The 26,174-nt window shown below is 68.1% G+C and carries 20 protein-coding genes; 8 read left to right on the top strand and 12 right to left on the bottom strand.

Translation table 11 applies throughout. The features are described from left to right. Positions 1-12: 12 nt before the first annotated feature. The 3 genes from BFF77_RS11165 to BFF77_RS11155 all read right to left on the bottom strand — a co-directional run bounded on the left by BFF77_RS11165 (position 13) and on the right by BFF77_RS11155 (position 6,416). Positions 13-1,728 (bottom strand): protein kinase family protein, encoded by a 1,716-nt coding sequence (locus BFF77_RS11165; RefSeq protein ID WP_066947141.1) that lies wholly within the window; start codon positions 1,726-1,728, stop codon positions 13-15. A gap of 119 nt (positions 1,729-1,847) precedes the next feature. Further along, positions 1,848-3,986 (bottom strand): murein biosynthesis integral membrane protein MurJ, encoded by a 2,139-nt coding sequence (gene murJ, locus BFF77_RS11160; protein ID WP_066947139.1) that lies wholly within the window; start codon positions 3,984-3,986, stop codon positions 1,848-1,850. A gap of 45 nt (positions 3,987-4,031) precedes the next feature. Further along, a complete protein-coding gene (locus BFF77_RS11155) occupies positions 4,032-6,416 on the bottom strand; it encodes a DUF6049 family protein (protein WP_079125027.1) in 2,385 nt (794 codons plus the stop codon). A 213-nt stretch (positions 6,417-6,629) separates the two neighbouring features. Here BFF77_RS11155 and BFF77_RS11150 point away from each other — a divergent pair, with 213 nt between their 5' ends. Continuing rightward, a complete protein-coding gene (locus BFF77_RS11150) occupies positions 6,630-8,108 on the top strand; it encodes a CCA tRNA nucleotidyltransferase (protein ID WP_211280198.1) in 1,479 nt (492 codons plus the stop codon). A 125-nt stretch (positions 8,109-8,233) separates the two neighbouring features. On the opposite strand, the gene BFF77_RS11145 is transcribed toward BFF77_RS11150, so the two are convergent. From BFF77_RS11145 to BFF77_RS11135, 3 genes are all read right to left on the bottom strand, one after another. After that, positions 8,234-9,496, bottom strand: a complete 1,263-nt coding sequence (locus tag BFF77_RS11145; RefSeq protein ID WP_066947185.1) for an MFS transporter — start codon at positions 9,494-9,496, stop codon at positions 8,234-8,236. 191 nt (positions 9,497-9,687) lie between these two features. Beyond that, on the bottom strand, positions 9,688-10,770 hold the full coding sequence (locus tag BFF77_RS11140; RefSeq protein WP_066947135.1) for an inositol-3-phosphate synthase: 1,083 nt from the start codon (positions 10,768-10,770) through the stop codon (positions 9,688-9,690). A gap of 60 nt (positions 10,771-10,830) precedes the next feature. Further along, the gene (locus tag BFF77_RS11135; protein ID WP_066947133.1) at positions 10,831-11,547 is read right to left on the bottom strand and encodes a PadR family transcriptional regulator; all 717 of its coding nucleotides are present in this window, start codon (positions 11,545-11,547) and stop codon (positions 10,831-10,833) included. A 370-nt stretch (positions 11,548-11,917) separates the two neighbouring features. Between BFF77_RS11135 and BFF77_RS11130 the strand changes: the two genes are divergently transcribed. Both BFF77_RS11130 and BFF77_RS11125 read left to right on the top strand, forming a co-directional pair. After that, complete coding sequence (locus tag BFF77_RS11130; RefSeq protein ID WP_066947132.1) at positions 11,918-14,626, top strand: transglycosylase domain-containing protein; 2,709 nt, start codon at positions 11,918-11,920, stop codon at positions 14,624-14,626. Positions 14,627-14,815: 189 nt separating this feature from the next. Then, the gene (locus tag BFF77_RS11125; RefSeq protein ID WP_066947129.1) at positions 14,816-16,306 is read left to right on the top strand and encodes a glycosyltransferase family 87 protein; all 1,491 of its coding nucleotides are present in this window, start codon (positions 14,816-14,818) and stop codon (positions 16,304-16,306) included. Positions 16,307-16,441: 135 nt separating this feature from the next. Here BFF77_RS11125 and BFF77_RS11120 read toward each other — a convergent pair whose 3' ends face one another. The 3 genes from BFF77_RS11120 to BFF77_RS11110 form a co-directional block, all read right to left on the bottom strand. Further along, positions 16,442-17,473: an alanine racemase gene (locus BFF77_RS11120; RefSeq protein WP_066947126.1), complete on the bottom strand. Its 1,032-nt coding sequence runs from the start codon at positions 17,471-17,473 to the stop codon at positions 16,442-16,444. A 114-nt stretch (positions 17,474-17,587) separates the two neighbouring features. Then, complete coding sequence (locus BFF77_RS11115; RefSeq protein ID WP_066947116.1) at positions 17,588-18,706, bottom strand: lipid II:glycine glycyltransferase FemX; 1,119 nt, start codon at positions 18,704-18,706, stop codon at positions 17,588-17,590. Positions 18,707-18,816: 110 nt separating this feature from the next. Then, a complete protein-coding gene (locus tag BFF77_RS11110; protein ID WP_066947113.1) occupies positions 18,817-19,131 on the bottom strand; it encodes a hypothetical protein in 315 nt (104 codons plus the stop codon). Positions 19,132-19,404: 273 nt separating this feature from the next. On the opposite strand from BFF77_RS11110, the gene rpsF reads away from it, so the two are divergent. From rpsF to rplI, 4 genes are all read left to right on the top strand, one after another. After that, positions 19,405-19,695 (top strand): 30S ribosomal protein S6, encoded by a 291-nt coding sequence (gene rpsF / locus BFF77_RS11105; RefSeq protein ID WP_006604399.1) that lies wholly within the window; start codon positions 19,405-19,407, stop codon positions 19,693-19,695. A gap of 74 nt (positions 19,696-19,769) precedes the next feature. Beyond that, the gene (locus tag BFF77_RS11100; RefSeq protein ID WP_066947110.1) at positions 19,770-20,360 is read left to right on the top strand and encodes a single-stranded DNA-binding protein; all 591 of its coding nucleotides are present in this window, start codon (positions 19,770-19,772) and stop codon (positions 20,358-20,360) included. 43 nt (positions 20,361-20,403) lie between these two features. After that, a complete protein-coding gene (gene rpsR, locus BFF77_RS11095; protein WP_003967857.1) occupies positions 20,404-20,640 on the top strand; it encodes a 30S ribosomal protein S18 in 237 nt (78 codons plus the stop codon). Between the two features lie 18 nt (positions 20,641-20,658). Further along, positions 20,659-21,105 (top strand): 50S ribosomal protein L9, encoded by a 447-nt coding sequence (rplI, locus tag BFF77_RS11090; RefSeq protein WP_066947107.1) that lies wholly within the window; start codon positions 20,659-20,661, stop codon positions 21,103-21,105. Positions 21,106-21,270: 165 nt separating this feature from the next. Here the strand turns inward: rplI and BFF77_RS11085 are convergent, their stop codons facing one another. Further along, a complete protein-coding gene (locus BFF77_RS11085; protein WP_066947104.1) occupies positions 21,271-22,608 on the bottom strand; it encodes an MATE family efflux transporter in 1,338 nt (445 codons plus the stop codon). 441 nt (positions 22,609-23,049) lie between these two features. Between BFF77_RS11085 and dnaB the strand changes: the two genes are divergently transcribed. Next, positions 23,050-24,510: a replicative DNA helicase gene (gene dnaB, locus BFF77_RS11080; RefSeq protein WP_066947102.1), complete on the top strand. Its 1,461-nt coding sequence runs from the start codon at positions 23,050-23,052 to the stop codon at positions 24,508-24,510. Positions 24,511-24,636: 126 nt separating this feature from the next. Here dnaB and BFF77_RS11075 read toward each other — a convergent pair whose 3' ends face one another. Then, the gene (locus BFF77_RS11075; protein WP_066947100.1) at positions 24,637-25,200 is read right to left on the bottom strand and encodes a dihydrofolate reductase family protein; all 564 of its coding nucleotides are present in this window, start codon (positions 25,198-25,200) and stop codon (positions 24,637-24,639) included. A 101-nt stretch (positions 25,201-25,301) separates the two neighbouring features. Continuing rightward, positions 25,302-26,012, bottom strand: a complete 711-nt coding sequence (locus BFF77_RS11070; protein WP_066947098.1) for a maltokinase N-terminal cap-like domain-containing protein — start codon at positions 26,010-26,012, stop codon at positions 25,302-25,304. Between the last annotated feature and the right edge of the window lie 162 nt (positions 26,013-26,174).

The following is a 26,174-nucleotide window of genomic DNA, read 5'->3' as shown; positions in this document are numbered from 1 at the left end:
CTCCTGGTCCGGTCAGCCGGTGATCTTGATCTCCGAGATACCGCCCCGGAAGAGATAGGCGGATGTGTCGTTGGGCAGTTCGGTGATGTGGATCAATACGTATCGGGTTCGCACGGGCTTGTCGAGCGCGCGTTTGAGGGTCTTTCCGACCGTCTCCAGCTTGGTGAGGCGCTGGGGGAAGTCCGAGAGGCCGGTCGGAGCCGACGCGTCCGGGTCGGCGGCGAGCACTTCCGCCGTGTGTCCGGCGCGGTACATGTCGAGGTCGATGCCGGACACATCCCGCACGCTGCCGAGATCAACGATTATCCCGCTGCCGTCCTTGCGGTTCGGGAGATTGCCGAAGTTGGCGTAGCCCTTGTACTGGAGCGTGATCCACGCGGTGCCGGATTTCCCGTCGACGGCGTTCGGTACGAGTTCCGGCTTTATTCCAGCCCCGCTCGGCATGAATTCGGTCGCGCCGGCGATCCGGAGCGGCTTCACGGGCTTGGCCGGCTTGTCGCCGTCTCCGGTGGTGGTCTCGGTGGGCGGGGCGTCGCCGCCCTTGTTGCCCCCGTCCAGAAGGCGGTCGGCGACCTGCCAGCTTCCGAGGCCCAGGGCGGCAATGAGGAGCGCGGCGACGGTCCATTTGAGGGCCTTGCCGGTACGGCCCTGGAGCGGGGGCGGAGGAGGCGTCACCGGCGGGGCGGGCATCGCTCCGAGGCCCGTCTGCGCGCGCCCGTAGGTGCCCTGCTGGTACGTGGTGCGCTGGTACTCCGGAGGGGCCGTGAAGGTGGGCTCGGGCCGGCGGATACGGGGCATCTCCGCGACCGCGGCGGCCAGCTCGTCCGGGGTGGTGCAGGGCGGTTCCTGACGGGACGCGGTGGCACCGTCATTGATCAGGGCCCGCATGGCGAGCTCCGAGAGACCGCGATGGACTCCCGCGCGCACCTGGTCGGGCGCGATCAGCCCGACGCCCTTGGGCAGGCCCGAGAGACCGTAGGCATCGGTCTCGTACGGCCAGCGCTGGGTGAGCGCGGCATAGAGAAGCGCGCCGATGGCCTCGGTGTCGGTGCGCTGCGGCCGGTCGGCGCGGATTCCGCGGAGCGCGGCGTTCACGGCCAGACCGCGGATCCGGTACTGGCCGGTCGATGTCCGCAGGACCGCTCCCGGAGTCAGCCGCAGATGGGCGAGACCTTCACGGTGGGCCGCCGCCATGGCCTGGGAGACCTGGCTCACCAGCTGGTAGGCGTCGTGGGCCTCCATCGGCCCCGAGGCGAGGAGCGCGGTGAGTTCCACGGCGTCCGGCAGCCACTCGTGGACGACATAGACGAGGTCGTTCTCCTCGACCGCGTCCAGGACCTGGACGAAGCGCGGGTCGCCGAGCAGGGCGGCGGAGCGGGCCGCGGCGAGCACGGAACGGGCCCGTGGATGGTCCGCGGGGAGGAGATGCACGCCGACGGCACGGCGCAGCTTCTCGTCCACGGCACGCCAGCTGCTGAAACCGTCCAGACGGGTGACGCACTCCTCCAGGCGGTACCGTCTGGCGAGTTTGTGGCCGCTGTGCAGCTCGGGCGTCGCGATGCCCGGCACGGCGCTCCGCTGCTCGCCGCCCGTGTCCGGTGCGGACTTCTCCGCCGTGTCCTGGGCTTTCGCCACCCCGTCGGCCGTGGCCTTGTCCGCCTTGGCGGTCAGCGGCTCATCGCCACTGTTGTCGGCCACGTCGACGGCAGCCGTGCTACGTTCCGCCACCGTCGCTCCTGCCTCCCCATCCGTTGCGCGCTATCCAACAGCCAAGCCAATTGTGCCCACAGTCGGACGCTATGCACGACACGCGGCAGCCGATGATGGTTGTGCTCGGCCGCGCCGTTCTACCGGCCGAGGCGTCCGCGCACCATGCCGACCATGGAGTTCAGTTCTTCGATCCGCATCTTCTTGGCCGCGACGAAGAAGATGCCCAGCAGGACGATGCCACCGCCGACCAGTGCCACCAGCGAGGCCAGAGCGCCGCCGCCGAGCGTGTTGAGGACGACGTACGCGAGCGCGCCGGCCGCGAGGGCTCCGGGTACGGACGCCAGGCAGAGCCGGGCGTACGTGCGCAGGACGCGCCCGCCGTCCAGATCCCCGCCCAGCCGGTTGCGCAGCCTGCGCCAGGCGATACCGACACCGACCGCGTAGGCCAGACCGTACGAGGCGGCCATGCCGACCACGGCCCAGCGGGACGGCAGCACCACATAGCAGCCGGCCGAGGCCGCGGCGTTGACCACGGCGACGATGACGGTGTTGTAGAAGGGGGTCCGGGTGTCCTCGTAGGCGTAGAAGCCACGCAGCACCACGTACTGCACGGAGTAGGGGATCAGTCCGAGGGCGAACGCCATCAGGATGAAGCCCATGGACCGTGCCGATTCCAGACCGCTGGACGAGAACATCAGGATCGACGTCGGAACGCCGAGCGAGAGGAACGCGAAGGCGATCGGGACGATGGCGACCGCCGAATTGCGCAGCCCCTGGGAGATGTCGTCGCGCACCGCGCCCGGGTCGCCGTCATGCGCGGCGCGGGAGATCCGCGGCAGCAGAGCGGCCATGACCGAGACGGTGATGATGGCCTGCGGCATGCCCCAGATCAACTGGGCGTTGCTGTAGGCGAGGATGCCGGTGCCGTCCTTGCCGGAGGCCTCGCCGGCGGCGGTGGCGAGCTGGGTGACGACGAGCACACCGGCCTGGTTGGCGAGCACGAACAGGACGGTCCACTTGGCCAGCTTCACCGTCTTGCCCAGGCCGTGGCCCTTCCAGTCGAAGCGCGGGCGGAAACGGAACCCGGTCTCACGCAGATACGGGATCATCGCCAGGGCCTGGACGGCGAGGCCGAGGAGCGTACCGATGCCCAGCAGCCGCACCCCGTCCGCCGGGATGGTCTTGACCGTCATGTCCGAGTCGCCGGCGGTGCCGTACACCCAGATGAAGAGACCGAACGTGGCGATCATGACGATGTTGTTGAGGACCGGGGTCCACATCATCGCGCCGAACTTCCCGCGCGCGTTGAGGATCTGGCCCATCACCACATGCACGCCCATGAAGAAGATCGTGGGCAGGCAGTAACGGGCGAAGGTGACGGCCACGTTGTTGGCGGCGGGATCACCGGCGATGGTGTCCGACATCAGCCGGACCAGCAGCGGCGCCCCGAACACGGCGAGAGCCACGATCGCCCCGAGGGCCACCATGACGAGCGTCAGCAGCCGGTTGGCGTAGGCGACGCCGCCGTCCTTGTCATTCTTCATCGCCCGCACGAGCTGCGGGACGAAGACGGAGTTGAGGCCGCCGCCGACGGTGAGGATGTAGATCATCGTCGGCAGGGTGTAGGCGACGGTGAAGGAGTCACCGAGCAGCGCGGCGCCCAGGGCGGCGGTGATCACCAGGCTCCGTACGAAGCCGGTCAGCCGGGACACCAGCGTGCCCGCGGCCATCACCGCACTCGACTTGAGCAGTCCCGCGGCCTTGCCCTGCTTCTTCGCCGGGGGCGGAGCCGGCGCGGCCACCGGTTCCGGCTCGGTGAGCGTCTGTCCCGAGCCCTGCTGGTCGCGGTAGAGATGCGCGAACGCGTCCTGCTCCGGGATCTCGTCACCGGCCCAGGAGACGAGGTCGTCGACGCCCGTGTACTGGGTGGTCCTCGGGTCGTCCCCGTAGGGCAGACGGCGGGAGGGGCCGGAGGGCTCGGGCGGCGGGGTCTGCGCCCAGACACGGGGATCGGGGGCGTACTGCTGCGCGGGCGGCTGCTGGTACAGCGTCTGCGAATCCGGATAGGTGCCCGGGGGCGGAGGCGGGTGCGAGGCGCGGTCGTACAGCGCCTCGGTCACCGGATCCTGCGCGGAGAGGTCCTGCGCCCAGTAGGGGTCCCGGTTGTAGGCGTCCTGGACATAGGGATCCTGGGCGGACGGCGCGGAAGGCGGAACCTGGCCTGCCGGATCGCCGCCCGCGCCCTGTCCGCGGTCACCGTCGTACGGCGCGTTCATGGTTACCCCACCTCATCGTCCCCGGCCGACCGGCCACGACATCGCTCAACGGTCCACTTTCTCACCCGGGCCCGACGCGTCCGCGCTTTCCGGTGCGGTGTCCGGTGTCGGGTCACTCGGCTGCTCGGGTTCCGTGTCCTCCACGGCCCGCGCGGCGTCCGTGTCCTTCGTGTCGTGCGCGCCCTCCGTGCCGTCGGCGGCGGACCCGTCGGTGGTGCCGCTGCCGTCGTCCAGGGGCTCGGCGGCGGCTTTGCGGGCCACCGCCCGCTTGCGCTGGCTGTACATCTTGACACCGGCGAGGACCAGCAGAAGCACACCGCCGGCGATGACGAGCATCACGGTGGGCGTGATCTCGGAGACCCTGACCTGGAAGGTCATGGGCCCGCCGTAGAGCTTGCCGTCCTCGGTGTAGAGCTGTGCGGTCACCTGGACCGGGCCGTTGGCATTGCCCGCTCCGGTGAACTTCACCGACTGGCTGTGCCCGCCGTCGATCTTGATGGGCCGCTCCGCCATCCGCGCGCCGCTGTCGAGCTTGAGGCGCGTCGGCTTCTCGGAGGTGAGGCGCAGCGTCAGATTCTGGACGCCCTGCACCAGCTTGTTCTGGACGGTCACCGGGATGGTCGCGCTGCGGCCGGACAGGGTGAGGACGGACTTCGGGATGAGCTGCACCTCGTTGGTGAGGTCCAGCAGATAGTCCTCCACCGTGGTGCGGTACTGCTGTGCCGGGTCCGGGGTGCCACGCCAGGATGTCGACACCGCACGGCCGATCGCGTTGCCGAAGGGAGCCGCCACCCGGTCCGGTGAGCTCAGGATGGCCTTGAAGTTGTCCAGTCGGCTCTGCGTCCTCTGGATGTCGAGGAACGCCTGTGTGGGCAGCTCCTGGCCGCGCAGTTCCTTCGGGTACCGGCCGGATCCGGGGACCTTGGTCGTGGCGTCGTCGTCGGGCGTGGCCGCCGCCGCGGTGATCAGATCGGACGGTTCCGTCCAGCGCTCGGTGTCCAGCCCGCGCAGCGCACGTGCCATCGCCTGCGCCTGGGCCGCCGTCGGCATCCGCTGCGGGGCCACCACGATGCTGCGCTGGTTGTCGGGCTCCTGAAGAGTCAGGGCCAGCGACTGTGCGAGGAACTTCTGTACCGCGAGGGTGGAGCTGCCCGTCGCCGTCATATCGCCCTGGAAGGCGGTGGAGAGCCGGGTGTCGGCGACCACGGCCGTCGTCCCGCCACCGATGGGCCGTGCGGCGCTGGCGGTGTACGAGAGATTGTCCTGGAGGCTGTCGCCGCGGGTGATGACATGGTGGGCGCCCGCCGAGGTCGCGACATCGACGATCGAAGGGTCGATCGCGCCGTCCACGGGCCAGGCGAAGTCGACGGACGGTTTCACATGGAGGATGGTCTCCACGGTCTTCGCGGCCACATCCGTGGCGGGCTGGAGATGGCTGAGCGCGCCGGAGACGTCCTTGCCGCGGTGGGCCAGCGACGCCAGATCCGGATCCCCGAACGGCAGGGCGACGACCTTCCGGCCCTGTACGGCCTTCTCGAGTTCGTTGAGCCACTTGAGGGCCATCGCCTGGTTGGCGCCGGGGACGGTGGTCTTCCCGCTTCTGACGCGGTAGTTCCCGGTCATCGCGTCGGCGGTCGCGAGCAGATCGGGGTCGATGACCCAGGTGACCGGGAGCTGGTTGCCGAGGGAGACCATTTGCTCCAGTCGGCCGCCGGGGGCCAGCTCCTCGGCGAGGTCGTCGTTCTCGAAGACCGGCGTCTGCTGATCGTCCGAACCGGTCTCCGCGGAGAGATGCGTCGACGAGATCAACGGCCAGAGGTAGGTGAGCTCGGTCCTCTTCTCGGTGGCCTCGGGCTGCCAGGGCAGGAAGGTGCGCTGGATGCCCAGGAGCTGGGCGTACGGCGCGGAGGAGGTCTGGCCGGTCAGTGAGACACCGACCTGGTAGACGCCCTCGTCGTCCAGCCCGAGCTTGTTGACCGGTACGGAGAGGGTGAAGTCCTGCGGGATGCCCGAGGCGAGCTTCGGGAGAGTGACCTTGTACTTGTCGCCGATCGGGGCCGTATCACCCGTGGACTCGCTGGAGCGCGCCGAGACGTCGTCGATGGCGGTTCTGCCGAAGAGCCGCGGACCCACCCGGAGATCCACCTGGGCGTCGGTGACGGTCTTCTTGCCCTTGTTGGTGACCGTGCCGGAGATCGTGAGCGTGTCGCCCTGCACCGGCGCGCCCGGCGTCAGTGTGTTCAGCGCCACAGCGACCGTACGGGAACCATCGGCCGCCGGCGCGCCGACAGCGGCATGGGCCGCGGGAGCCGCCGCGCCTGCCACCAGGCCCGCCAGGAGCGGTGCTCCGGCGAGCAGGGAGGCTGTGCGCCGCAGCCACCGGCGGGCAGGAGAGTGACCCGTCCCCTGGAAGTCTGCCGCCTCCGCCACGCGCTCGCCCGTCCCTCGTCATCGTTTGCTGCCGTCGGTGGTCTGTCCGTTCCTGCGTCCACGCATGGTAACGATGTGCGCTGTGGCGAAGTGCTGGGGACTGCTCCACATGATCGGAAGAATCTCATGCGACGCCGGAATCCCCTGCATCGGAGGTCGGGAGCCCGGAAACCGGGCCGCTCGCGGCAGCCACGGCACGTACCCTTTTCTGTTGTGCCGAACGCCAATGAAGTCAGTCCCAGTGCACTCAGCCAGGTGCAGCGCCGCGCGGTCAGTGAACTGCTGCGGGTTTCCCCCGTCGCCGATGATCTGGCGCGCCGATTCCAGGATGCCGGATTCGGTCTCGCTCTGGTCGGCGGTTCGGTCAGGGATGCCCTTCTCGGCCGGCTCGGCAACGATCTGGACTTCACCACCGATGCCCGTCCCGAGGACATCCTGAAGATCGTCAGGCCATGGGCGGACGCGGTCTGGGAGGTCGGCATCGCCTTCGGCACGGTCGGTGTCCAGAAGGACGCCCGGGTCGGAGACACCGATCAGCGGTTCCAGATCGAGGTGACGACCTACCGTTCGGAATCCTACGACCGGACGTCGCGCAAACCTGAGGTGTCGTACGGGAACTCCATCGAGGAAGACCTCGTACGCCGGGACTTCACGGTGAACGCGATGGCCGTCGCGCTGCCGCAGAAGGAGTTCATCGATCCTCACGGCGGGCTGGAGGATCTCTCCGCGCGGGTGCTGCGCACCCCCAGTACTCCTGAGGAGTCCTTCTCCGACGATCCGCTGCGGATGCTCAGGGCCGCCCGGTTCGCCGCGCAGCTGGACTTCGAGGTGGCCCCGGACGTGGTCGCGGCCATGAAGGCGATGTCCGGCCGGATCGAGATCGTCTCCGCCGAGCGGGTGCGTGACGAACTGAACAAGCTGACCCTCTCCGTACATCCGCGCAAGGGGCTGGCGCTGCTCGTCGACTCCGGGCTCGCCGACCGGGTACTGCCGGAGCTGCCGGCCCTGCGGCTGGAGAGCGACGAGCATCACCGGCACAAGGATGTGTACGAGCACTCGCTGACCGTTCTGGAGCAGGCCATCGATCTGGAGGCGGACGGGCCGGATCTGGTGCTGCGGCTGGCCGCTCTGCTGCATGACATCGGCAAGCCCAGGACACGGCGGTTCGAGCAGGACGGCCGGGTCTCCTTCCATCACCATGAAATCGTGGGCGCGAAGATGGTCAAGAAGCGGTTGACCGCGCTGAAGTACTCCAACGATGTGGTGAAGGACATCTCACGACTGGTGGAGCTGCATCTGCGCTTCCACGGCTACGGGACGGGAGAGTGGACCGACTCCGCGGTGCGGCGGTATGTGCGTGACGCCGGTCCACTGCTGGACAGGCTCCACAAACTGACCCGCTCGGACTGCACCACGCGCAACAAGCGCAAGGCGAGCGCGCTCTCCCGCGCGTACGACGGCCTGGAGGAGCGCATCGCCCAGCTTCAGGAGCAGGAGGAGCTGGATGCGATCAGGCCCGATCTGGACGGCAACCAGATCATGGAGATCCTGGGTGTCGGGCCAGGCCCGGTGATCGGCGCGGCCTACACATTCCTGCTTGAGCTGCGGCTGGAGAACGGGCCGATGGAGCATGACACGGCTGTGGCCGCTCTCAAGGAGTGGTGGGCGACTCAGAAGGCCACCCAGAGCTAAGGGCCTGTCCGGACCGACGGCGGGGTCGGGCGATGTGACGAACCTCTGCCGTCGGCGCAGCGACTGCGTGGGTCATGTTTCACGTGAAACATGACCCACGCGGTGTGTGTTTCGGAGGCGATGTTTCACGTGAAACATCGCCTTCCGCGCGCCAGGGCCACGGACGCAGCCGCATAGAGAACGGCGACCGTCAGTACGAGCGGCACCGACCGGCCGTCCGGAGGCAGCATCAGCGCGGCGACCGCGGCGGCGCCGACGAAGGCCACATTGAAGAGCACGTCATAGAGCGAGAAGATCCGGCCGCGGAAGGCATCGTCCACCGCCGTCTGCACCACCGTGTCCGTGGCGATCTTCGCGCCCTGTGTGATCAGTCCGAGGACGAACGCGGCCACGAGGGTGGGCGCGGGAGCGAAGGGAAGCCCCAGGGCGGGTTCAAGGAGGGCGGCCGTGCCCGAGCACACAGCCATCCAGCCGTACGGTCCGAGTCGGCCCGCCGTCCACGGGGTCAGCACCGCAGCGGCGAAGAAGCCCGCCCCGGAGACGGCCACGGCGAGTCCGAGCAGCGCCAGCCCGTCGGAGTCCCGGTCGGTCCAGGCGTACCGGCAGAGCATCAGCACCATCACGGTGAGGGCTCCGTAGCAGAAGCGCATCACCGTCATGGCGGCCAGCGCGCCGGCCGCCGCCCGCCGTTCCCTGAGATGCCTGAGTCCGCCCGCGAGTCCGCGCGCGGTGGAGACCAGCGTGGCGCCCAGGCGTGTCTGCGTGGGTGCCTGCTCGGGACCGAGCAGTTCGCGTGCCAGCAGCAGCGAGGTGAGTGCCGCACCGAGATAGAGGACGGCGCCCAGCAGCATCACGGCGGCATCGGAGTCCGAGACGGTCAGCCGTACGGTGAAGGCGAGGCCGCCTCCCGCGGTGGCGGCGAGCGTGCCGGCGGTCGGGGAGAGGGAGTTGGCGAGGACGAGACGGTCTTCGTCGACGACCCGCGGCAGGGCGGCCGAAAGCCCGGCCAGCACGAACCGGTTGACGGCGGTCACGGACAACGCCGAGACATAGAAGCACCAGTCGGGCACGGCGGCCAGGATCAGCAGCGCCGTGCAGCCCGCCAGCAGGGCCCGCAGCAGATTGCCGTACAGAAAGACCTGGCGGCGCTGCCAGCGGTCGAGCAGCACGCCGGCGAACGGGCCGACCAGTGAATACGGCAGGAGCAGTACCGCCATTGCGGAGGCGATCGCGGCGGGCGAGGTCTGCTTCTCCGGGGAGAAGACGACATAGGTGGCGAGCGCGACCTGGAAGACTCCGTCGGCCGCCTGGGACAGCAGACGGACCGTGAGCAGCCGACGGAAAGCACTGAGGCGCAGGAGTACGCGCAGATCACGTCCTACAGGCATGTGGGCCAGCGTCACACACGGCTCTGCCGGAACGTTCGGCGGGACATGCGAGCGGGGGCGCCTCGGCGGACACCGGCGCACGCCTCGGCGGACACCGGCGGACATACGAGAAGGGTCGCCGGACGGCTGCCGGAGACCCTTCTCGTATGGCTCACCTATGGCTCGTACGCCCGCACGAAGGTGAGTGATCTCTAGCGGTCGACCTCGCCCCTGATGAACTTCTCGACGTTCTCACGCGCCTGGTCGTCGAAGTACTGCACAGGCGGGCTCTTCATGAAGTACGAGGACGCCGACAGGATCGGGCCGCCGATGCCACGGTCCTTGGCGATCTTCGCCGCACGCACGGCGTCGATGATGACACCCGCGGAGTTCGGGGAGTCCCAGACCTCGAGCTTGTACTCCAGGTTCAGCGGGACATCGCCGAAGGCGCGGCCTTCAAGGCGGACATACGCCCACTTGCGGTCGTCGAGCCAGGCCACATAGTCCGACGGGCCGATGTGGACGTTGTCCGCACCGAGGTCGCGGTCGGGGATCTGGGAGGTGACGGCCTGTGTCTTGGAGATCTTCTTGGACTCCAGGCGCTCACGCTCGAGCATGTTCTTGAAGTCCATGTTGCCGCCGACGTTGAGCTGCATCGTGCGGTCCAGGACGACGCCCCGGTCCTCGAAGAGCTTCGCCATGACGCGGTGCGTGATGGTCGCGCCGACCTGGGACTTGATGTCGTCACCGACGATCGGGACACCGGCCTCGGTGAACTTGTCCGCCCACTCCTTCGTGCCGGCGATGAAGACCGGGAGGGCGTTGACGAAGGCGACCTTGGCATCGATGGCGCACTGCGCGTAGAACTTCGCGGCGGCCTCGGACCCCACGGGCAGATAGCAGACGAGGACGTCGACCTGCTGGTCCTTGAGGGTCTGGACGATGTCCACCGGTGCCTCGGGGGACTCCTCGATCGTCTGGCGGTAGTACTTGCCCAGACCGTCGAGGGTGTGACCGCGCTGGACGGTGACGCCCGTGGTCGGCACATCGCAGATCTTGATGGTGTTGTTCTCGCTGGCGCCGATGGCGTTCGCGAGGTCGAGGCCGACCTTCTTCGCGTCGACGTCGAAGGCGGCCACGAACTCGATGTCCCGCACGTGGTACTCGCCGAACTGGACGTGCATCAGACCCGGTACCTTGCCCGCCGGGTCGGCGTCCTTGTAGTACTCGACGCCCTGCACCAGCGAGGCGGCGCAGTTGCCCACGCCGACGATGGCTACGCGAACCGAACCCATTCCGGTTGCTCCCTGTGTGATCTCAGTGTTCATGATGAGACCCTGCGGAGATGCAGGACCTCACTTGGTGGTGTCCGCGGACGGATCCGGCGGTCCGGGACGTGCCGAGGGCGTGCCCCCGGGAGACGCAGCGTCCCGGTGCCGGGGCAGGCCATCCGCTTCCCCCGGTGTGTCTTCCTGCTCTGCGAGGCCCTCGGGGCCGGACCGTCGCTGGTCCCGTCCCGCCCGCTCGCTCTCGATGAGCTCGTTCAGCCAGCGCACTTCGCGCTCCACGGACTCCATTCCGTGGCGCTGGAGCTCAAGCGTGTAGTCGTCGAGGCGCTCGCGCGTACGGACCAGGGAGGCGCGCATCTTCTCCAGACGCTCCTCCAGCCGGCTGCGCCGCCCTTCCAGCACCCGCATCCGCACCTCGCGCTCCGTCTGGCCGAAGAAGGCGAACCGAGCCGCGAAGTGCTCGTCCTCCCAGGCATCGGGACCGGTGTGCGACAGGAGTTCCTCGAAGTGCTCCTTACCTTCCGCCGTCAACCGATAGACGATCTTGGCGCGGCGTCCCGCCAGTGAGGCGGCGAGCGCGTCCTCAAGGGCGCTGCCCGGCTCCTCGATCAACCAGCCGTTGGCGACCAGCGTCTTGAGGCAGGGATAGAGCGTCCCGTAACTGAAGGCCCGGAAGATCCCCAGCGAGGTGTTGAGCCGTTTGCGCAGCTCATACCCGTGCATGGGGGACTCGCGGAGCAGACCGAGGACAGCGAACTCAAGGATGCCCGAGCGTCTGCTCACCCTTCGCCTCCTCCATGATCCGGGACCCTTATGGCGTTCTGATGTATCGACTCGATACATCCCGACGATAGAGCGGAGATGCAGTTGGGACAAGTGGGGTCAAGGTGAACGGCGTCACATTGACAATTCTCAGGGTGCAACTTGCCTGGTTTGAGACGAACTTCAGCTCTCGGAGGCTTTTGACCGTGCGTAGTCTGTGCGGCATGCAGACCACTGGGAACCGAACGACGCGGCTGAGCGTCAAGACTGTCGGCTTACCGGCTGTCTGCCGGATGAGCTCCCAACCGGGCTGGTCCGTATTCATTTCGGGGGGACCGGAACTCAACTGCCGCTTCCAGGCGTCCGCGCCTGCCCGAGGAGTAGTCGTTCGATGAGCGAGCACCGTCGCAAACAACCGCAGCCGCAGGGTGGCGGACGTGCAGCGGCCAGGCGTGCTGCCCAGCAGCCATCAGGCCGCCGCGCTGCCCCTTCCCAGGAAACCGTTTCGGTTTCGCACTCCGATCCGTACGAGGAGGAGCGTCCCTACGGCGGACGCGCCGCCGCCAGGCGTGCTGCCCAGCGGGGAGGCCGTCGACGCGCGCCGGACGGCGGTGGGCCGGGCCGTGGCGGGCCCGGCGGCGGCCGGCGTGGCGGTGGCGGGGGGGCCGAAGGGCCCGGCCGCGGTGGTCAGCCGGGCAAGAAACGGCTGATCGACTACCCGCGCTTCGGCAAGTACGGCTGGCGCCGGTGGGTGCCGTCCTGGAGGCAGACCACCGCTCTGTCGATCGGCTTCCTCGGCTCCGTCCTCGCCGCGGGGACGATCGCGTACGCCGTGGTCTCGGTGCCCAAGGACAGCCAGGCGTCGCAGGCCGAGAACAATGTCTACTACTGGGACGACGGCACCCAGATGGTCGCCACCGGTGGTGAGGTCAACCGGCAGATCGTCGGGATCGAGAGCATCCCGAAGGCGATGCAGTTCGCGGTGATCTCCGCGGAGAACAAGTCCTTCTACGAGGACCCCGGCGTCGACTTCATGGGCGTCGGCCGGGCACTGTTCAACATGGCCATGGGCGGCGACACACAGGGTGGCTCGACCATCACCCAGCAGTACGTCAAGAACGCCCGGCTCGGTGACCAGAGCCAGACGCTCAGCCGTAAGTTCAAAGAGATGTTCATCGCCATGAAGGTCGGCACGGACATGGAGAAGTCCGACATCCTGGCGGGCTATCTGAACACCTCGTACTACGGACGCGGCGCCTACGGCATCCAGGCGGCGGCCCGTACGTACTACGGCAAGGACGCCTCGAAGCTGAACCCGAGCGAGTGCGCCTTCCTTGCCGCGCTGCTCAAGGGCGCGACCCTCTACGACCCCGCCGGCGCCACCGAGATCAACCCGATCGCCACCCCGACGGCCAATACCGAGCGCGCCACGGAGCGCTGGGCCTGGATCCTGAACGAGATGGTCAAGGACGAGCATCTCGACGCTGCCGAGCGCGCCAAGTACACCGAGTTCCCGATGCCGGACCCGCCGAAGAAGAACGCGCAGCTCGGTGGGCAGATCGGCTATCTGGTCGACCTCGCCAAGGCGTACTTCGTCAACAACAACAAGCGCGACGTCACGGCCGACCAGCTCGCCACGGGCGGCTACGAGATCCACACGACCTTCAACAAGAAGAAGGTCGAGCAGCTCAGGACGGCGGTCGAGAAGGTCTACGACGCCAATATCGACCCCAAGAAGCGCCCCAAGACCGATACGCATGTCCAGTTCGGTGGCGCTTCCGTCGAGCCCGCCACGGGGAAGATCATCGCCATCTACGGCGGTCAGGACGCCACCAAGCACTTCACCAACAACGCCGACCAGACGGGTGCGCAGGTCGGATCGACCTTCAAGCCGTATGTCCTGGCCGCGGCGATGGACAAGGGTGTGCGCGATCCCCAGGGACTCCCGGGCCAGAGTGATGCCGAGCGCACCCGGGTCTCGCCGGACAAGACGATCTACAACGGCGACAACAAGCTGAAGATCAAGAACTACGACGGTTCGATCTGGACCAACGAGGAAGGGAAGGAGTGGCTCCAGAGGAACGACGGCGACAAGTCGTACGGCGACATCGATCTGCGTGAGGCGATGCGGGACTCCGCCAACTCCCCCTTCGTCCAGCTCGGCATGGATGTGGGCATCCCGGTGGTGCGGGACTACGCGATGCGGGCAGGGCTTCTGGAGGGTTCTCTCAGCAAGTCCGACGTGCCGTCGTTCTCGATCGGGATCTCCGACCCCAGCGCCATCCGAATGGCGGCCTCGTACGCCACGTTCGCGTCCAGCGGCAAGCAGCGCGATCCGTACTCCGTCACCAAGGTGACGAAGGGCGGCGAGACCCTCTACAAGCACGACACGACAGGAGGGAAGACGGCGTTCTCCGCGGCGGTCGCGGACAACGTCACGGACGTCCTGAAGACCGTGGTGGAGAAGGGCACCGGTACGAATGCCCAGCTCGAGGGACGCGAGGTGGCGGGCAAGACCGGTACCACCGACGGCAACAAGTCGGCCTGGTTCGTGGGCTACACCCCGCAGCTCTCGACCGCCATCGACATGTACCGGATGGACGACGACGCGAAGAACAAGAAGCGCGAGTTCCTGCAGATGTTCGGCACCGGCGGCCAGGACAAGATCCACGGTGCGTCGTTCCCGTCCGAGATCTGGCACGACTACATGGCGGAAGCGCTGAAGAACGAGCCGGCCAAGGACTTCCCCACGCCTGAGCCCATCGGTGAGTCCTACTGGGGCGGAGGCGCCGCCAGCCCGACCCCGACGCCGAGCGAGACGCCGTCCGAGACGCCGTCGGAGACTCCCTCCGAAACGCCGTCCGAGACGCCGTCCGAATCCCAGCCCACCCCGAGCGACACCTGCGAGCAGATCTTCGGCTGTGGTGACAACGGCGGAGGCAATCAGGGCGGCAACAACGGAGGCGGCGGCAATCAGGGCGGTGACAACGGCGGCGGAGGGCCCGGCGGGGCCAGTACGTCCCCGTCGGCGACCGGCACCGATCCAGGCGGCCAGGACGGCAATGGCGGCGGCGGCTTCTTCGGCGGCTCCGGGGGGTAGCCGCCCAGGGCCGGGGGCAGCGGTGGCCGCCCGGCCCGACCGACGCCCCCGCCCCTGACGGCGTCCGCCTCCGGCGGCGCCCGACGCGCCCGGCACGAGGGCCGTCGCACCGGTCACGTACAGGCTCACTGTGCGTACCGTGCGGCGGCCCTCGCCGCGTCCACAGCCCCGTACGGCAGGATGGGCGCCATGCCGAGCGCAGAAGAGACAACCGTGCACCAGGACCGGTCGGTCGTGTCCCCCACCCGGCGGGACGAGATCGCCGCGGCCGGCAGCGAGCTGATCGGGGGCCCGGTCGGGCGCTGGGCCTGGCTCGGCAGCAGCCGGCTCACACCCGTGCGTGTCGTCGCACTGGTGGCGATCGGCATGTTTGCACTGGGAATGGCGCAGAAGATGCCCTGTTACGAATGGGCCTGGTTCCGGGGCGCCAGCTCCCAGTACACCCACGCCTGCTACTCGGACATCCCGCACCTCTTTCTGGGGCGTGGCTTCGCCGACAACCTGGTGCCGTACTTCGACCGGCTGAACGGCGACATGCAGTACCTGGAATACCCGGTACTGACCGGCCTCTTCATGGAGGTCGCCTCCTGGCTCACCCCGGGCGGCTCCCTCCAGTACCGCGAGCAGATGTACTGGATGGTCAACGCCGGGATGCTGATGATCTGCGCCGTGATCATCGCGGTCTGTGTCGCCCGCACCCACCGGCGCCGCCCCTGGGACGCCCTGCTGGTCGCTCTGGCGCCCGCCTTCGCGCTCACCGCCACCATCAACTGGGATCTGCTGGCCGTGGCGCTCACCGCCGCGGCGATGCTGATGTGGTCCCGCGGCCGGACGCTGGCCTTCGGCGTCCTCATCGGGCTCGCGACCGCCGCCAAGCTCTATCCCGTCCTGCTGCTGGGGCCGCTGTTCGTGCTGTGCTGGCGGGCGGGGAGGTTCCGGGAGTACGGGACGGCCCTGCTGGGCACGGCGGGCGCGTGGCTGGCGGTGAATCTGCCGGTGATGGTGCTCGCGCCCGAGGGGTGGAAGAAGTTCTACACCTTCAGCCAGGAGCGCCAGGTGGACTTCGGTTCCTTCTGGCTGATCATCACACAGCGCACGGGCAAGTCACTGGAGGTCGAGACCGTCAACACCTATGCGATGGTGCTGATGGTGCTGGCCTGCGGGGGCATCGGGCTGCTGGCCCTGACGGCCCCGCGCCGGCCGCGTTTCGCGCAGCTCGCCTTCCTGGTCGTCGCCGCGTTCATCCTGACCAACAAGGTCTACTCGCCGCAGTACGTACTGTGGCTGATTCCGCTGGCCGCCCTGGCCCGGCCACGCTGGCGGGACTTCCTGATCTGGCAGGCCTGCGAGGTCATGTACTACCTGGGCATCTGGATGTACCTCGCGTACACGACGAGCGGTGACGCCCACAAGGGCCTGCCCACGGAGGGGTACCAGCTCGCGATCGCCCTGCATCTGGCGGGCACGCTGTATCTGTGCGCACTGGTCGTACGGGACGCCCTGCTGCCCGAGCGGGACGGTGTACGGACCGACGGCACGGACGACCCCTCCGGCGGCGTGCTGGACGGCGCCAAGGACGTGTTCGTCCTCGGACAGGCCCGCGGCTCGTCGGAGCACCTGGCCCAGACGGTGCAGGCGCCACGCGTCGAGTGGGGCGTACGGCCGCCCGGAGAGGCCTGAGGGCGGTTCAGCGGGTTTCTCCGGGCTTCTCCGTGTCCCGTGCTCCTGACGCCTCTCAGGCGCTCAGAGCGCTGGTGAGGGCGCTCTGAGGCCGGTGCGGGCAGCGGTGCGGGGCGTGGGGCCGTGAGCCGGGAGTCAGCGGTCGACGAGCCGGTCGAACTGGGTCGTCGTGTGGCGAAGATGGGCCACCAGCTCGTCGCCGACCTTCGGCTCGTCGGCGTCCGAGGGCACGAACAGGATCGACACCTGCATGTGCGGCGGCTCGGCGAACCAGCGCTGCTTCCCGGCCCAGACGAACGGCGAGAGATTGCGGTTGACCGTGGCCAGGCCGGCCCGGGCGACGCCCTTGGCGCGGGGCATCACGCCGTGCAGGGCCTTGGGGGCCTCCAGCCCGACGCCGTGGGACGTACCTCCGGCGACCACCACCAGCCAGCCGTCGGAGGCGGCCTTCTGCTGGCGGTAGCCGAACCGGTCGCCCTTGACGACCCGGGTGACGTCCAGAACGGAGCCGCGGTACTCGGTGGCCTCATGGTCGCCGAGCCACAGCCGCGTGCCGATACGGGCGCGGAAACGGGTCTGCGGGAACTGCTGCTGCAACCGGGCCAGCTCACTGGAGCGCAGATGGCTCACGAACATGGTGTGCAGAGGGAGCCGTGCCGCCCGCAGCCGGTCCATCCAGCCGATGACCTCCTCGACCGCGTCGGAGCCGTCCGTACGGTCCAGCGGCAGGTGCAGGGCGAAGCCCTCCAGACGTACGTCCTCGATGGCCGCGTGGAGCTGGCCCAGCTCCTCCTCCTTGACGCCGTGGCGCTTCATGGAGGACATGCACTCGATGACGACACGGGCGCCCACCAGCGCGAAGACCCCGTCGACGGACGAGACGGAGCGGATGACGCGGTCGGGCAGCGGAACCGGCTCCTCGCCCCGCCTGAAGGGGGTGAGCACCAGAAGGTCGCCGCTGAACCAGTCCTTGATCCGGGCCGCCTCGTAGATGGTGCCGACGGCGAGCGTGTCGGAGCCGAAACGGGTGGTCTCGTCGGCGAGGCGCTCATGGCCGAAGCCGTAGCCGTTGCCCTTGCAGACCGGGACGAGCCCCGGGAACTGCTCGATGACCGACTTCTGGTGCGCCCGCCAGCGCGCGGTGTCGACGTAGAGGGAGAGCGCCATGCCGGTCCGGAACCTTTCTCGGGGCTGCGGTGTAAGGAGGATATGGGTGGTCTTGGGAATCCTGAGGGCTTTACGGACATGTCCACCGCATGTGTCCGCGGCCCATCATCGCGGTCAACGGCGCGACATGTAGATGTCGAGCGCCTTGTGGAGCAGTTTGTTGAGCGGGAAGTCCCACTCGCCGATGTACTCGACGGCCTCGCCGCCGGTGCCCACCTTGAACTGGATCAGACCGAAGAGATGGTCGGTCTCGTCCAGCGAGTCGGAGATACCGCGCAGGTCGTAGACGGTGGCGCCCATGGCGTAGGCGTCGCGCAGCATCCGCCACTGCATCGCGTTCGAGGGCCTGACCTCGCGCTTGTGGTTGGCGGACGCGCCGTAGGAGTACCACACATGGCCGCCGACGATCAGCATCGTCGCCGCCGCGACGTTCTCACCCTCGTGCCGGGCGAAGTAGAGGCGCATCCGGTTGGGGTCCTCGGCGTTCAGGACGGACCACATCCGCTGGAAGTACGAGAGCGGGCGCGGCCGGAAGTGGTCGCGCTCGGCCGTGATCTCGTAGAGCCGCTGCCACTCGGCGAGGTCGTCGTAGCCGCCCTGGACGACATCGACCCCGGCCTTCTCCGCCTTCTTGATGTTGCGCCGCCAGAGCTGATTGAAGCCCTTGAGGACGTCGTCCAGCGAGCGGTTGGCCAGCGGCACCTGGAAGACGTAGCGCGGCTGTACGTCCCCGAAGCCGGCGCCGCCGTCCTCGCCCTGCTGCCAGCCCATCTTGCGCAGCCGGTCGGACACCTCGAAGGCGCGCGGCTCGATGTGCGTGGCCTCGACATCGCGCAGACGCTTGACGTCCGGGTCCTGGATGCCGGACTTGATGGCGCCGGCGTCCCAGCGGCGGATGACGACCGGCGGGCCCATCTTCACGGAGAAGGCGCCCTGGTGCCTGAGGTGCGCCAGCATCGGCTGGAGCCAGTCGTCCAGATTGGGGGCGTACCAGTTGATCACCGGGCCCTCGGGCAGATACGCCAGATACCGCTTGATCTTCGGGAGTTGACGGTAGAGCACCAGTCCGACACCGACGAGCTGGTCGTTCTTGTCGAACCAGCCCAGGTTCTCGGAGCGCCACTCCGTCTTGACGTCAGCCCATGCCGGGACCTGGCAATGACTCGCCGCGGGCAGGTTCTGGATGTATGCCAGATGCTGCTCTCGGCTGATGGTCCTCAGGGTCAGGCTCATGCGGGGCGCTCCTCGGCAGGTGTGTCCCCATGGATACAGGGGCTCCGGCTCTCGCGCCGAAGCCTACTGCGCCGATGGAGCGCCCGGTCTGGCCGTGTGTGGAGCGGCTGTCAGCCGAGGACTCCGCCGAACAGCCCGCCGTGTGCCATTCCGAGGAAGAAGCCGACCGCCGAGGCTCCCAGCCCGAGGATGGTGAGGAAACGTTCACGGGTCGTCACGGAGATGAACTGCCCGTACGCGCCCGTCAGGATCCCGATCAGTCCGGCCCATGAGCTGAGCAGATGCAGGTTGTAGAAGAAGGCCGAGAAAAAGGCGAGAAGCCCCAGCGTCAGCGTCAGCACGACCAGCGTGTCCTGGCGGGGATGACGTTTGCCGTCGGTGGAGAAGAGAGAGGTGGCGGAGTTCGGTCGCATTGCCTGTGCCATGTGGCACCTCCTGGCCATAGCCGGAAGGCGGCGCATCGTAGCGTCGCACACACCCGATGTGTACAGATTGCGGCCGAGGGCGGCCGGATTTCAAGCGGAAGCCGCAGTGCGGGTAGTCTGTACGGTCTGCACCGGTGTCTGCCCAGGCCAGCACACGATCTCTCGCATCAGCGAGCCGGATTGTCAGTGGCGGCCGATACCGTTGCTCACGCATCACGACCCTCCTGCCACGGAACGACCGTGGCCGCTGAGTCCAAAGGAGGTGGGTTTTACATGCGTCACTACGAGGTGATGGTCATCCTCGACCCCGATCTCGAGGAGCGCGCTGTCTCCCCGCTGATCGAGAACTTCCTCTCCGTCGTCCGTGAGGGCAACGGAAAGGTCGAGAAGGTCGACACCTGGGGCCGTCGTCGTCTCTCTTACGAGATCAAGAAGAAGCCCGAGGGCATCTACTCGGTCATCGACCTCCAGGCCGAGCCTGCGGTCGTCAAGGAGCTCGACCGACAGATGAACCTGAACGAGTCGGTCCTCCGGACCAAGGTCCTCCGTCCCGAGACCCACTGAGCGTCTAGCTCAGAGGTCATCGGGTCCGAGCAGCAGCAAGCAGCCAGAAGCAATCCCCGCCGAGAGGTTCACCCATGGCAGGCGAGACCGTCATCACGGTCGTCGGCAATCTCGTCGACGACCCCGAGCTGCGCTTCACCCCGTCCGGTGCGGCGGTCGCGAAGTTCCGCGTCGCGTCCACTCCTCGCACTTTCGACCGTCAGACCAATGAGTGGAAGGACGGCGAGAGCCTGTTCCTGACCTGCTCGGTTTGGCGTCAGGCGGCGGAGAACGTCGCCGAGTCGCTCCAGCGAGGCATGCGCGTCGTCGTGCAGGGCCGGCTGAAGCAGCGGTCGTACGAGGACCGCGAGGGCGTCAAGCGCACGGTCTACGAGCTGGACGTCGAGGAAGTCGGCCCCAGCCTCAAGAACGCCACGGCCAAGGTCACCAAGACCACCGGTCGCGGCGGCCAGGGCGGCTACGGCGGCGGCCAGGGCGGCGGCGGCAACTGGGGCGGCGGCCCCGGTGGCGGAGGCCAGCAGGGCGGTGGCGGTGCTCCCGCCGACGACCCGTGGGCCACCAGCGCGCCGGCCGGTGGCGGCCAGCAGCCGCAGAGCGGCGGGGGCAATGGAGGCGGCTGGGGCGGAAGCTCCGGCGGCGGCTACTCGGACGAGCCCCCCTTCTAGGGCGGGCCCGTACCCCACTTCTTGATCACACAGGAGAAACACCATGGCGAAGCCGCCTGTGCGCAAGCCTAAGAAGAAGGTCTGCGCTTTCTGCAAGGACAAGACCCAGTACGTGGACTACAAGGACACGAACATGCTGCGGAAGTTCATTTCCGACCGTGGCAAGATCCGTGCCCGCCGCGTCACCGGCAACTGCACGCAGCACCAGCGTGATGTCGCCACGGCCGTCAAGAACAGCCGTGAGATGGCGCTGCTGCCCTACACGTCCACCGCGCGATAAGGGAAGGGTGACCGACTCATGAAGATCATCCTCACCCACGAGGTCTCAGGCCTCGGTGCCGCCGGCGACGTCGTCGACGTCAAGGACGGCTACGCTCGCAACTACCTGGTCCCGCGCGGTTTCGCGATCCGCTGGACCAAGGGCGGCGAGAAGGACGTGGCGCAGATCCGCCGCGCCCGTAAGATCCACGAGATCGCGACCATCGAGCAGGCCAACGAGATCAAGGCCCGTCTTGAGGCCGTCAAGGTGCGGCTGGCCGTTCGCTCCGGCGACGCCGGGCGCCTCTTCGGCTCCGTCACTCCGGCCGACCTCGCTTCGGCGATCAAGTCCGCCGGTGGCCCGGACGTCGACAAGCGTCGTATCGAGCTGGGTACGCCGATCAAGACCCTGGGCTCGCACCAGGTGTCTGTGCGTCTGCACCCCGAGGTCGCCGCGAAGCTCGGCATCGAGGTCATCGCCGCGTAAGCGCTGCGCTCGGCAGAGCATGGAGAGGGCCGCACCCGTCACGGGTGCGGCCCTCTCGCTGTTGCTGCTGTTGTTTCACGTGAAACAGGCGACCGTATGTCGGGCTCCCGGATGTTTCACGTGAAACGGCGGCCACTGCCGACACACTGTGCACTGCTCTCCGCGTCAGCGCGTAGCACCCGTGACGAGCCAGCGGCCGGAGCGCGTGCGCAGCCAGAGCGTCAGCATGCGGACCGCCATCATCAGTCCCATCGCCCACCAGAGCGCTGTCAGACCACCACCGAGAGCGGGGACGAGCAGAGCGACCGGTGCGAAGACCGCCAGTGTCACCAGCATCGCTCCGGCAAGATACGTGCCGTCCCCCGCGCCCATCAGTACGCCGTCCAGAACGAAGACAATGCCCGCGATCGGTTGGGAGACGGCCACGACCAGCAGGGCCGGCAGCAGGGTGTCCCGTACCGTCTGGTCGCCGGTGAACAGCGGGATGAACAGCGGGCGCGTGAGTACGATCAGGGCGCCGAGCAGTACACCGGAGACAATTCCCCACCGCACCATGCGCCGACAGGCCTCCTGGGCGCCCTTGATGTCATCGGCGCCGAGATAGCGGCCGATGATCGCCTGGCCCGCGATCGCTATGGCGTCGAGCGCGAAAGCCATCAGGCTCCACAGCGAGAGGATGATCTGGTGTGCGGCCACATCCGCGTCGCCCAGACGCGCGGCGACCGCGGTGGCGATCATCAGTACCGCGCGCAGCGAGAGCGTACGGATCAGCAGGGGTACGCCGGCCTGCGCGCTGGCCCGTATCCCCGCGGAGTCCGGTCGCAGCGAGGCGCCATGGCGACGCGCTCCTCGTACGACAACGACGAGATAGACAGCGGCCATTGCACACTGGGCGATGACCGTGCCCCAGGCCGAGCCCGCGATACCGAGACTGGCGCCATAGACGAGTACGGCGTTGAGCGCCGCGTTGGCGCCGAATCCGCCGATGGCGACATACAGCGGGGTCCGGGTGTCCTGAAGTCCGCGCAGTACTCCGGTCGCGGCCAGGACGACCAGCATGGCTGGGATACCCAGACTGGAGATCCGCAGATAGGTGATGGCGTACGGGGCCGCGGTGTCCGACGCTCCGAAGAGATCGACGAGCCAGGGTGCGGTGGGCAGGGCGGTGGCGATGACAGCGGCGCCGAGAAGAAGGGCGAGCCAGATGCCGTCCATGCCCTGACGGATGGCGCCCTGGAGATCGCCGGACCCGACGCGACGGGCGACGGCGGCGGTGGTGGCGTAGGCCAGAAAGACGAAGACGCTCACCGCGGTGGTGAGCAGGGCCGCCGCGATACCCAGTCCGGCCAGTTGCGGGGTGCCGAGATGGCCGACGATCGCACTGTCCACCATCACGAAGAGCGGCTCGGCGACAAGCGCGCCGAAGGCGGGAACGGCGAGTGCGAGGATCTCGCGGTCGTGCTGTCGCCGTAGCGTTCTGGATCCCGCGGGGGCCTGTGTCATGCGGTCAATCTAATCTTCCACAGGTAAGCGACGCAATGCACTTGGGCTCCTTACCTGGCTCGTCGATGGAGGCTCCGCTGTGTGCTGTTTGTTCTGATCTTGATCCAGTCGGGAAAGTTTTTCTCCCCCACAGCCGGTGGATGGAAAAAGGCCAGCTCAGATGGGGTGCAACGAGGTTGCCGCGACTTTGTCCACAGTGCTGTCCCCCGGTCCGTGCACAGGTTCGCCGGGGTTCTCCACAGCATCTGGTCCGTCGTCCACATGGCCTGTGGATAACCAGATTGGCTGACGGTGCGGAGGGGCCTACCGTGGACCGGCGTCCGACGCGCCGGAACCGGAGTCAGGCCTCTCGTTTTGTCAGTGTCGTGCCGTAGAAAGAGTGGGCACGGCGAGGTCCGCAGGGCGGACGTGAGGAGGTGGCCGGTGAGCATTCCCGAGCCATTGGACGAGCCTTGGACCGATGCCGGTCCCAGTGACCGTCCGTCTGTCTCCCGGCAGCGCCGTGGTGAGGGCCGGGGCCGCGAGGAGCAGCACGACCGCGGCCGTGACACCGGGGTCTGGGACGGCGGATCAACGGGTTTCGAGCGGGTTCCTCCGCAGGATCTCGACGCCGAGCAGTCCGTCCTCGGCGGCATGCTGCTGTCCAAGGACGCCATCGCCGATGTCGTGGAGATCATCAAGGGCCATGACTTCTACCGGCCCGCGCACGAGACCGTTTTCCAGGCCGTCCTCGACCTCTACGCGAAGGGCGAGCCGGCCGACCCGATCACGGTGGCGGCGGAGCTGACCAGGCGCGGGGAGATCACCCGCGTCGGCGGCGCCTCGTATCTGCACACACTCGTCCAGTCGGTGCCGACCGCGGCCAACGCGTCGTACTACGCGGAGATCGTCCATGAGCGGGCGGTGCTGCGCCGGCTGGTCGAGGCCGGCACCAAGATCACGCAGATGGGATACGCGGCCGACGGCGATGTCGACGAGATCGTCAACTCCGCCCAGGCCGAGATCTATGCCGTCACCGAGCAGCGGACCAGTGAGGACTATCTGCCGCTCGGCGACATCATGGAGGGCGCGCTCGACGAGATCGAGGCGATCGGCTCCCGCAGCGGAGAGATGACCGGTGTGCCGACGGGCTTCACGGACTTCGACTCCCTCACCAACGGTCTGCACCCCGGCCAGATGATCGTCATCGCCGCCCGTCCCGCGATGGGCAAGTCCACGCTCGCGCTGGACTTCGCGCGCGCCGCGTCCATCAAGAACAACCTGCCCAGCGTGATCTTCTCCCTCGAAATGGGCCGCAACGAGATCGCGATGCGCCTGCTGTCGGCGGAGGCCCGGGTGGCGCTGCACCACATGCGCTCCGGCACGATGACGGACGAGGACTGGACCAGGCTGGCCCGCCGTATGCCGGACGTGTCGCAGGCCCCGCTCTATATCGACGACTCGCCGAATCTCTCGATGATGGAGATCCGGGCCAAGTGCCGTCGGCTGAAGCAGCGCAACGATCTGAAGCTGGTGGTCATCGACTATCTCCAGCTGATGCAGTCCGGCGGTTCGAAGCGCGCCGAGAGCCGTCAGCAGGAGGTGTCGGACATGTCGCGAAACCTCAAGCTCCTCGCCAAGGAACTGGAGCTGCCGGTCATCGCGCTCTCCCAGCTCAACCGTGGCCCCGAGCAGCGTACGGACAAGAAACCGATGGTCTCCGACCTGCGAGAGTCGGGCTCCATCGAGCAGGACGCGGACATGGTGATCCTGCTGCACCGCGAAGACGCGTACGAGAAGGAATCCCCCCGCGCGGGCGAGGCGGACCTCATCGTCGCCAAGCACCGCAACGGCCCGACGGCAACGATCACCGTCGCCTTCCAGGGCCACTACTCCCGGTTCGTGGACATGGCACAGACCTGACGCGGCGGTGCAGGTTCTCACATTTCGTGTCGGAATCTCACGGCCGGTGTCGGATGGAAGCCGGATCCGACACCGAGCCGGGATTCGCGGGTCGCCGGGCGCGGCCGTGAGACAGCCGGAAGCTGCTCAGCGTCTCGTCTCGTACCTGGTCAGGATCACGCCGCCGGGGAGCGTCCGCGTCTCCACCAGGTTCAGGTTCACCCAGTTGTCCAGCGCGGTGAAGAACGGCGTGCCGCCGCCCGCCAGGACCGGCGCGGTGGCCAGCACGTACTCGTCGATCAGCCCGGCGCGCATGGCCGCCCCGGCGAGCGTCGCGCCGCCGATGTCCATCGGGCCGCCGTCCTCGGCCTTGAGCCGGGTGATCTCGGCGACCGCGTCGCCGGTGACCAGGCGGGTGTTCCAGTCGACCTTGTCGGTCGTCGAGGAGAACACCACCTTCGACATGTCCCGCCAGCGGCGTGCGAACTCGATCTCCGCCGGGGTGGCGTTGGGCTGCTGGTCGCCGGTCGGCCAGTAGGAGCTCATCGTCTGCCACAGCTTGCGCCCGTACAGCGTCAGGTCGGTCGCCTGCAACTGGTCGGACCAGAACTGGAACAGCTCGTCGCTCGGCACGCTCCAGCCGATGTCGTCGCCGGGCGCGGCGATGTAGCCGTCCAGGGTCAGGTTCATGCCGTAGATCAGTTTCCGCATGGCGCCAGCCTTCCGTGAGTCGGTCTCACGCGTACAGACCGGCGCGGCGCGGGAAACTCATCGGTGTCATCGGCGGCGGGACCCTGCAGCGGGGCAGCAGGCTACTCGGTGGGGGCCTGGGGTGTGGTGTCGTGCGCGGCGGCGAAATGGCCGCGGGAGGTGGAACCGTCCGGCAGGAGCCAGTTGGCGGTGACGTGGCCCAGGGCGTCTGCCGCGTGGGCGGCTGGGGCGTCGGCGGTGGGCCGGAGAACGCGGTTCACCCGAATGGTCAGATGGCCGGCCGGTGAGGCGGGCCGGGCCGTCGTGGTGGTCCGTATGAGGAGATCGGTGCCGTGCGCTCCGTCGGTCACCGCCGTGAGGTGGACCGGCGCTCCATGGCCGGTCGGCTCGAAGTGGCCGGTGACAGTCGGGTCGGGGCTGTTGCTCGTGCTCTGGGCCTGCGGTTCGGCCACGCCCGTCATGAGGGCGAACAGCTGGGCGACCAGGACCGGATCGTGGGTTCCGTCGTAGACCCAGCGCCGTCCCAGCACACCGTGCTCGGTGGTACCGATCAGTGCCTGCCCGGCGTCGTCGAGTGGTGCCCCGCGGTAGGTGAGCGGTACGTGGTAGGCGACCGGCTGGTCTCCGGAACCGTCGGCGATCACCATGAACTCCATCCCGACCTCTCCCTCCGGGTCGTCGAGCCGGAAGCCGCCGACCTTGGTCAGCTCCGGCTCCCGCCCGTTGCCGAGGTACCACGGCTGCGCGGGAAGCCATGGTGCGAGAAGCTCCAGCTTGCTCGGCGCCAGTGTCGTTCTGTGGATGACCGCCATGTCCCCGACCCTTCCTTGCCTGCCAACACGCGCTCGCCGTCCGCCGAGCGATACGGGAACCTATCAGCCCGTTCACGGCGGGACGCGGGGGCGGTGCGCGCCCGCGAGGACGAAGGGGAGACGCCCGTCCCCGGGTGCAGAGGACGGGCGTCTCCCCTTCGT

This window comes from Streptomyces lushanensis, from assembly GCF_001700515.1.
Lineage (GTDB): Bacteria > Actinomycetota > Actinomycetes > Streptomycetales > Streptomycetaceae > Streptomyces > Streptomyces lushanensis.
This window is presented reverse-complemented; position numbering and strand designations above follow the sequence as displayed.

Coding starts and splice junctions, on each gene's coding strand:
- murJ (WP_066947139.1), bottom strand. CDS start 3,986: ATGAACGCGCCGTACGACGGTGACCGCGGACAGGGCGCGGGCGGCGAT.
- BFF77_RS11145 (WP_066947185.1), bottom strand. CDS start 9,496: ATGCCTGTAGGACGTGATCTGCGCGTACTCCTGCGCCTCAGTGCTTTC.
- BFF77_RS11140 (WP_066947135.1), bottom strand. CDS start 10,770: ATGGGTTCGGTTCGCGTAGCCATCGTCGGCGTGGGCAACTGCGCCGCC.
- BFF77_RS11130 (WP_066947132.1), top strand. CDS start 11,918: ATGAGCGAGCACCGTCGCAAACAACCGCAGCCGCAGGGTGGCGGACGT.
- BFF77_RS11125 (WP_066947129.1), top strand. CDS start 14,816: ATGCCGAGCGCAGAAGAGACAACCGTGCACCAGGACCGGTCGGTCGTG.
- BFF77_RS11120 (WP_066947126.1), bottom strand. CDS start 17,473: ATGGCGCTCTCCCTCTACGTCGACACCGCGCGCTGGCGGGCGCACCAG.
- BFF77_RS11115 (WP_066947116.1), bottom strand. CDS start 18,706: ATGAGCCTGACCCTGAGGACCATCAGCCGAGAGCAGCATCTGGCATAC.
- BFF77_RS11110 (WP_066947113.1), bottom strand. CDS start 19,131: ATGGCACAGGCAATGCGACCGAACTCCGCCACCTCTCTCTTCTCCACC.
- rpsF (WP_006604399.1), top strand. CDS start 19,405: ATGCGTCACTACGAGGTGATGGTCATCCTCGACCCCGATCTCGAGGAG.
- BFF77_RS11100 (WP_066947110.1), top strand. CDS start 19,770: ATGGCAGGCGAGACCGTCATCACGGTCGTCGGCAATCTCGTCGACGAC.
- rpsR (WP_003967857.1), top strand. CDS start 20,404: ATGGCGAAGCCGCCTGTGCGCAAGCCTAAGAAGAAGGTCTGCGCTTTC.
- rplI (WP_066947107.1), top strand. CDS start 20,659: ATGAAGATCATCCTCACCCACGAGGTCTCAGGCCTCGGTGCCGCCGGC.
- BFF77_RS11085 (WP_066947104.1), bottom strand. CDS start 22,608: ATGACACAGGCCCCCGCGGGATCCAGAACGCTACGGCGACAGCACGAC.
- BFF77_RS11075 (WP_066947100.1), bottom strand. CDS start 25,200: ATGCGGAAACTGATCTACGGCATGAACCTGACCCTGGACGGCTACATC.
- BFF77_RS11070 (WP_066947098.1), bottom strand. CDS start 26,012: ATGGCGGTCATCCACAGAACGACACTGGCGCCGAGCAAGCTGGAGCTT.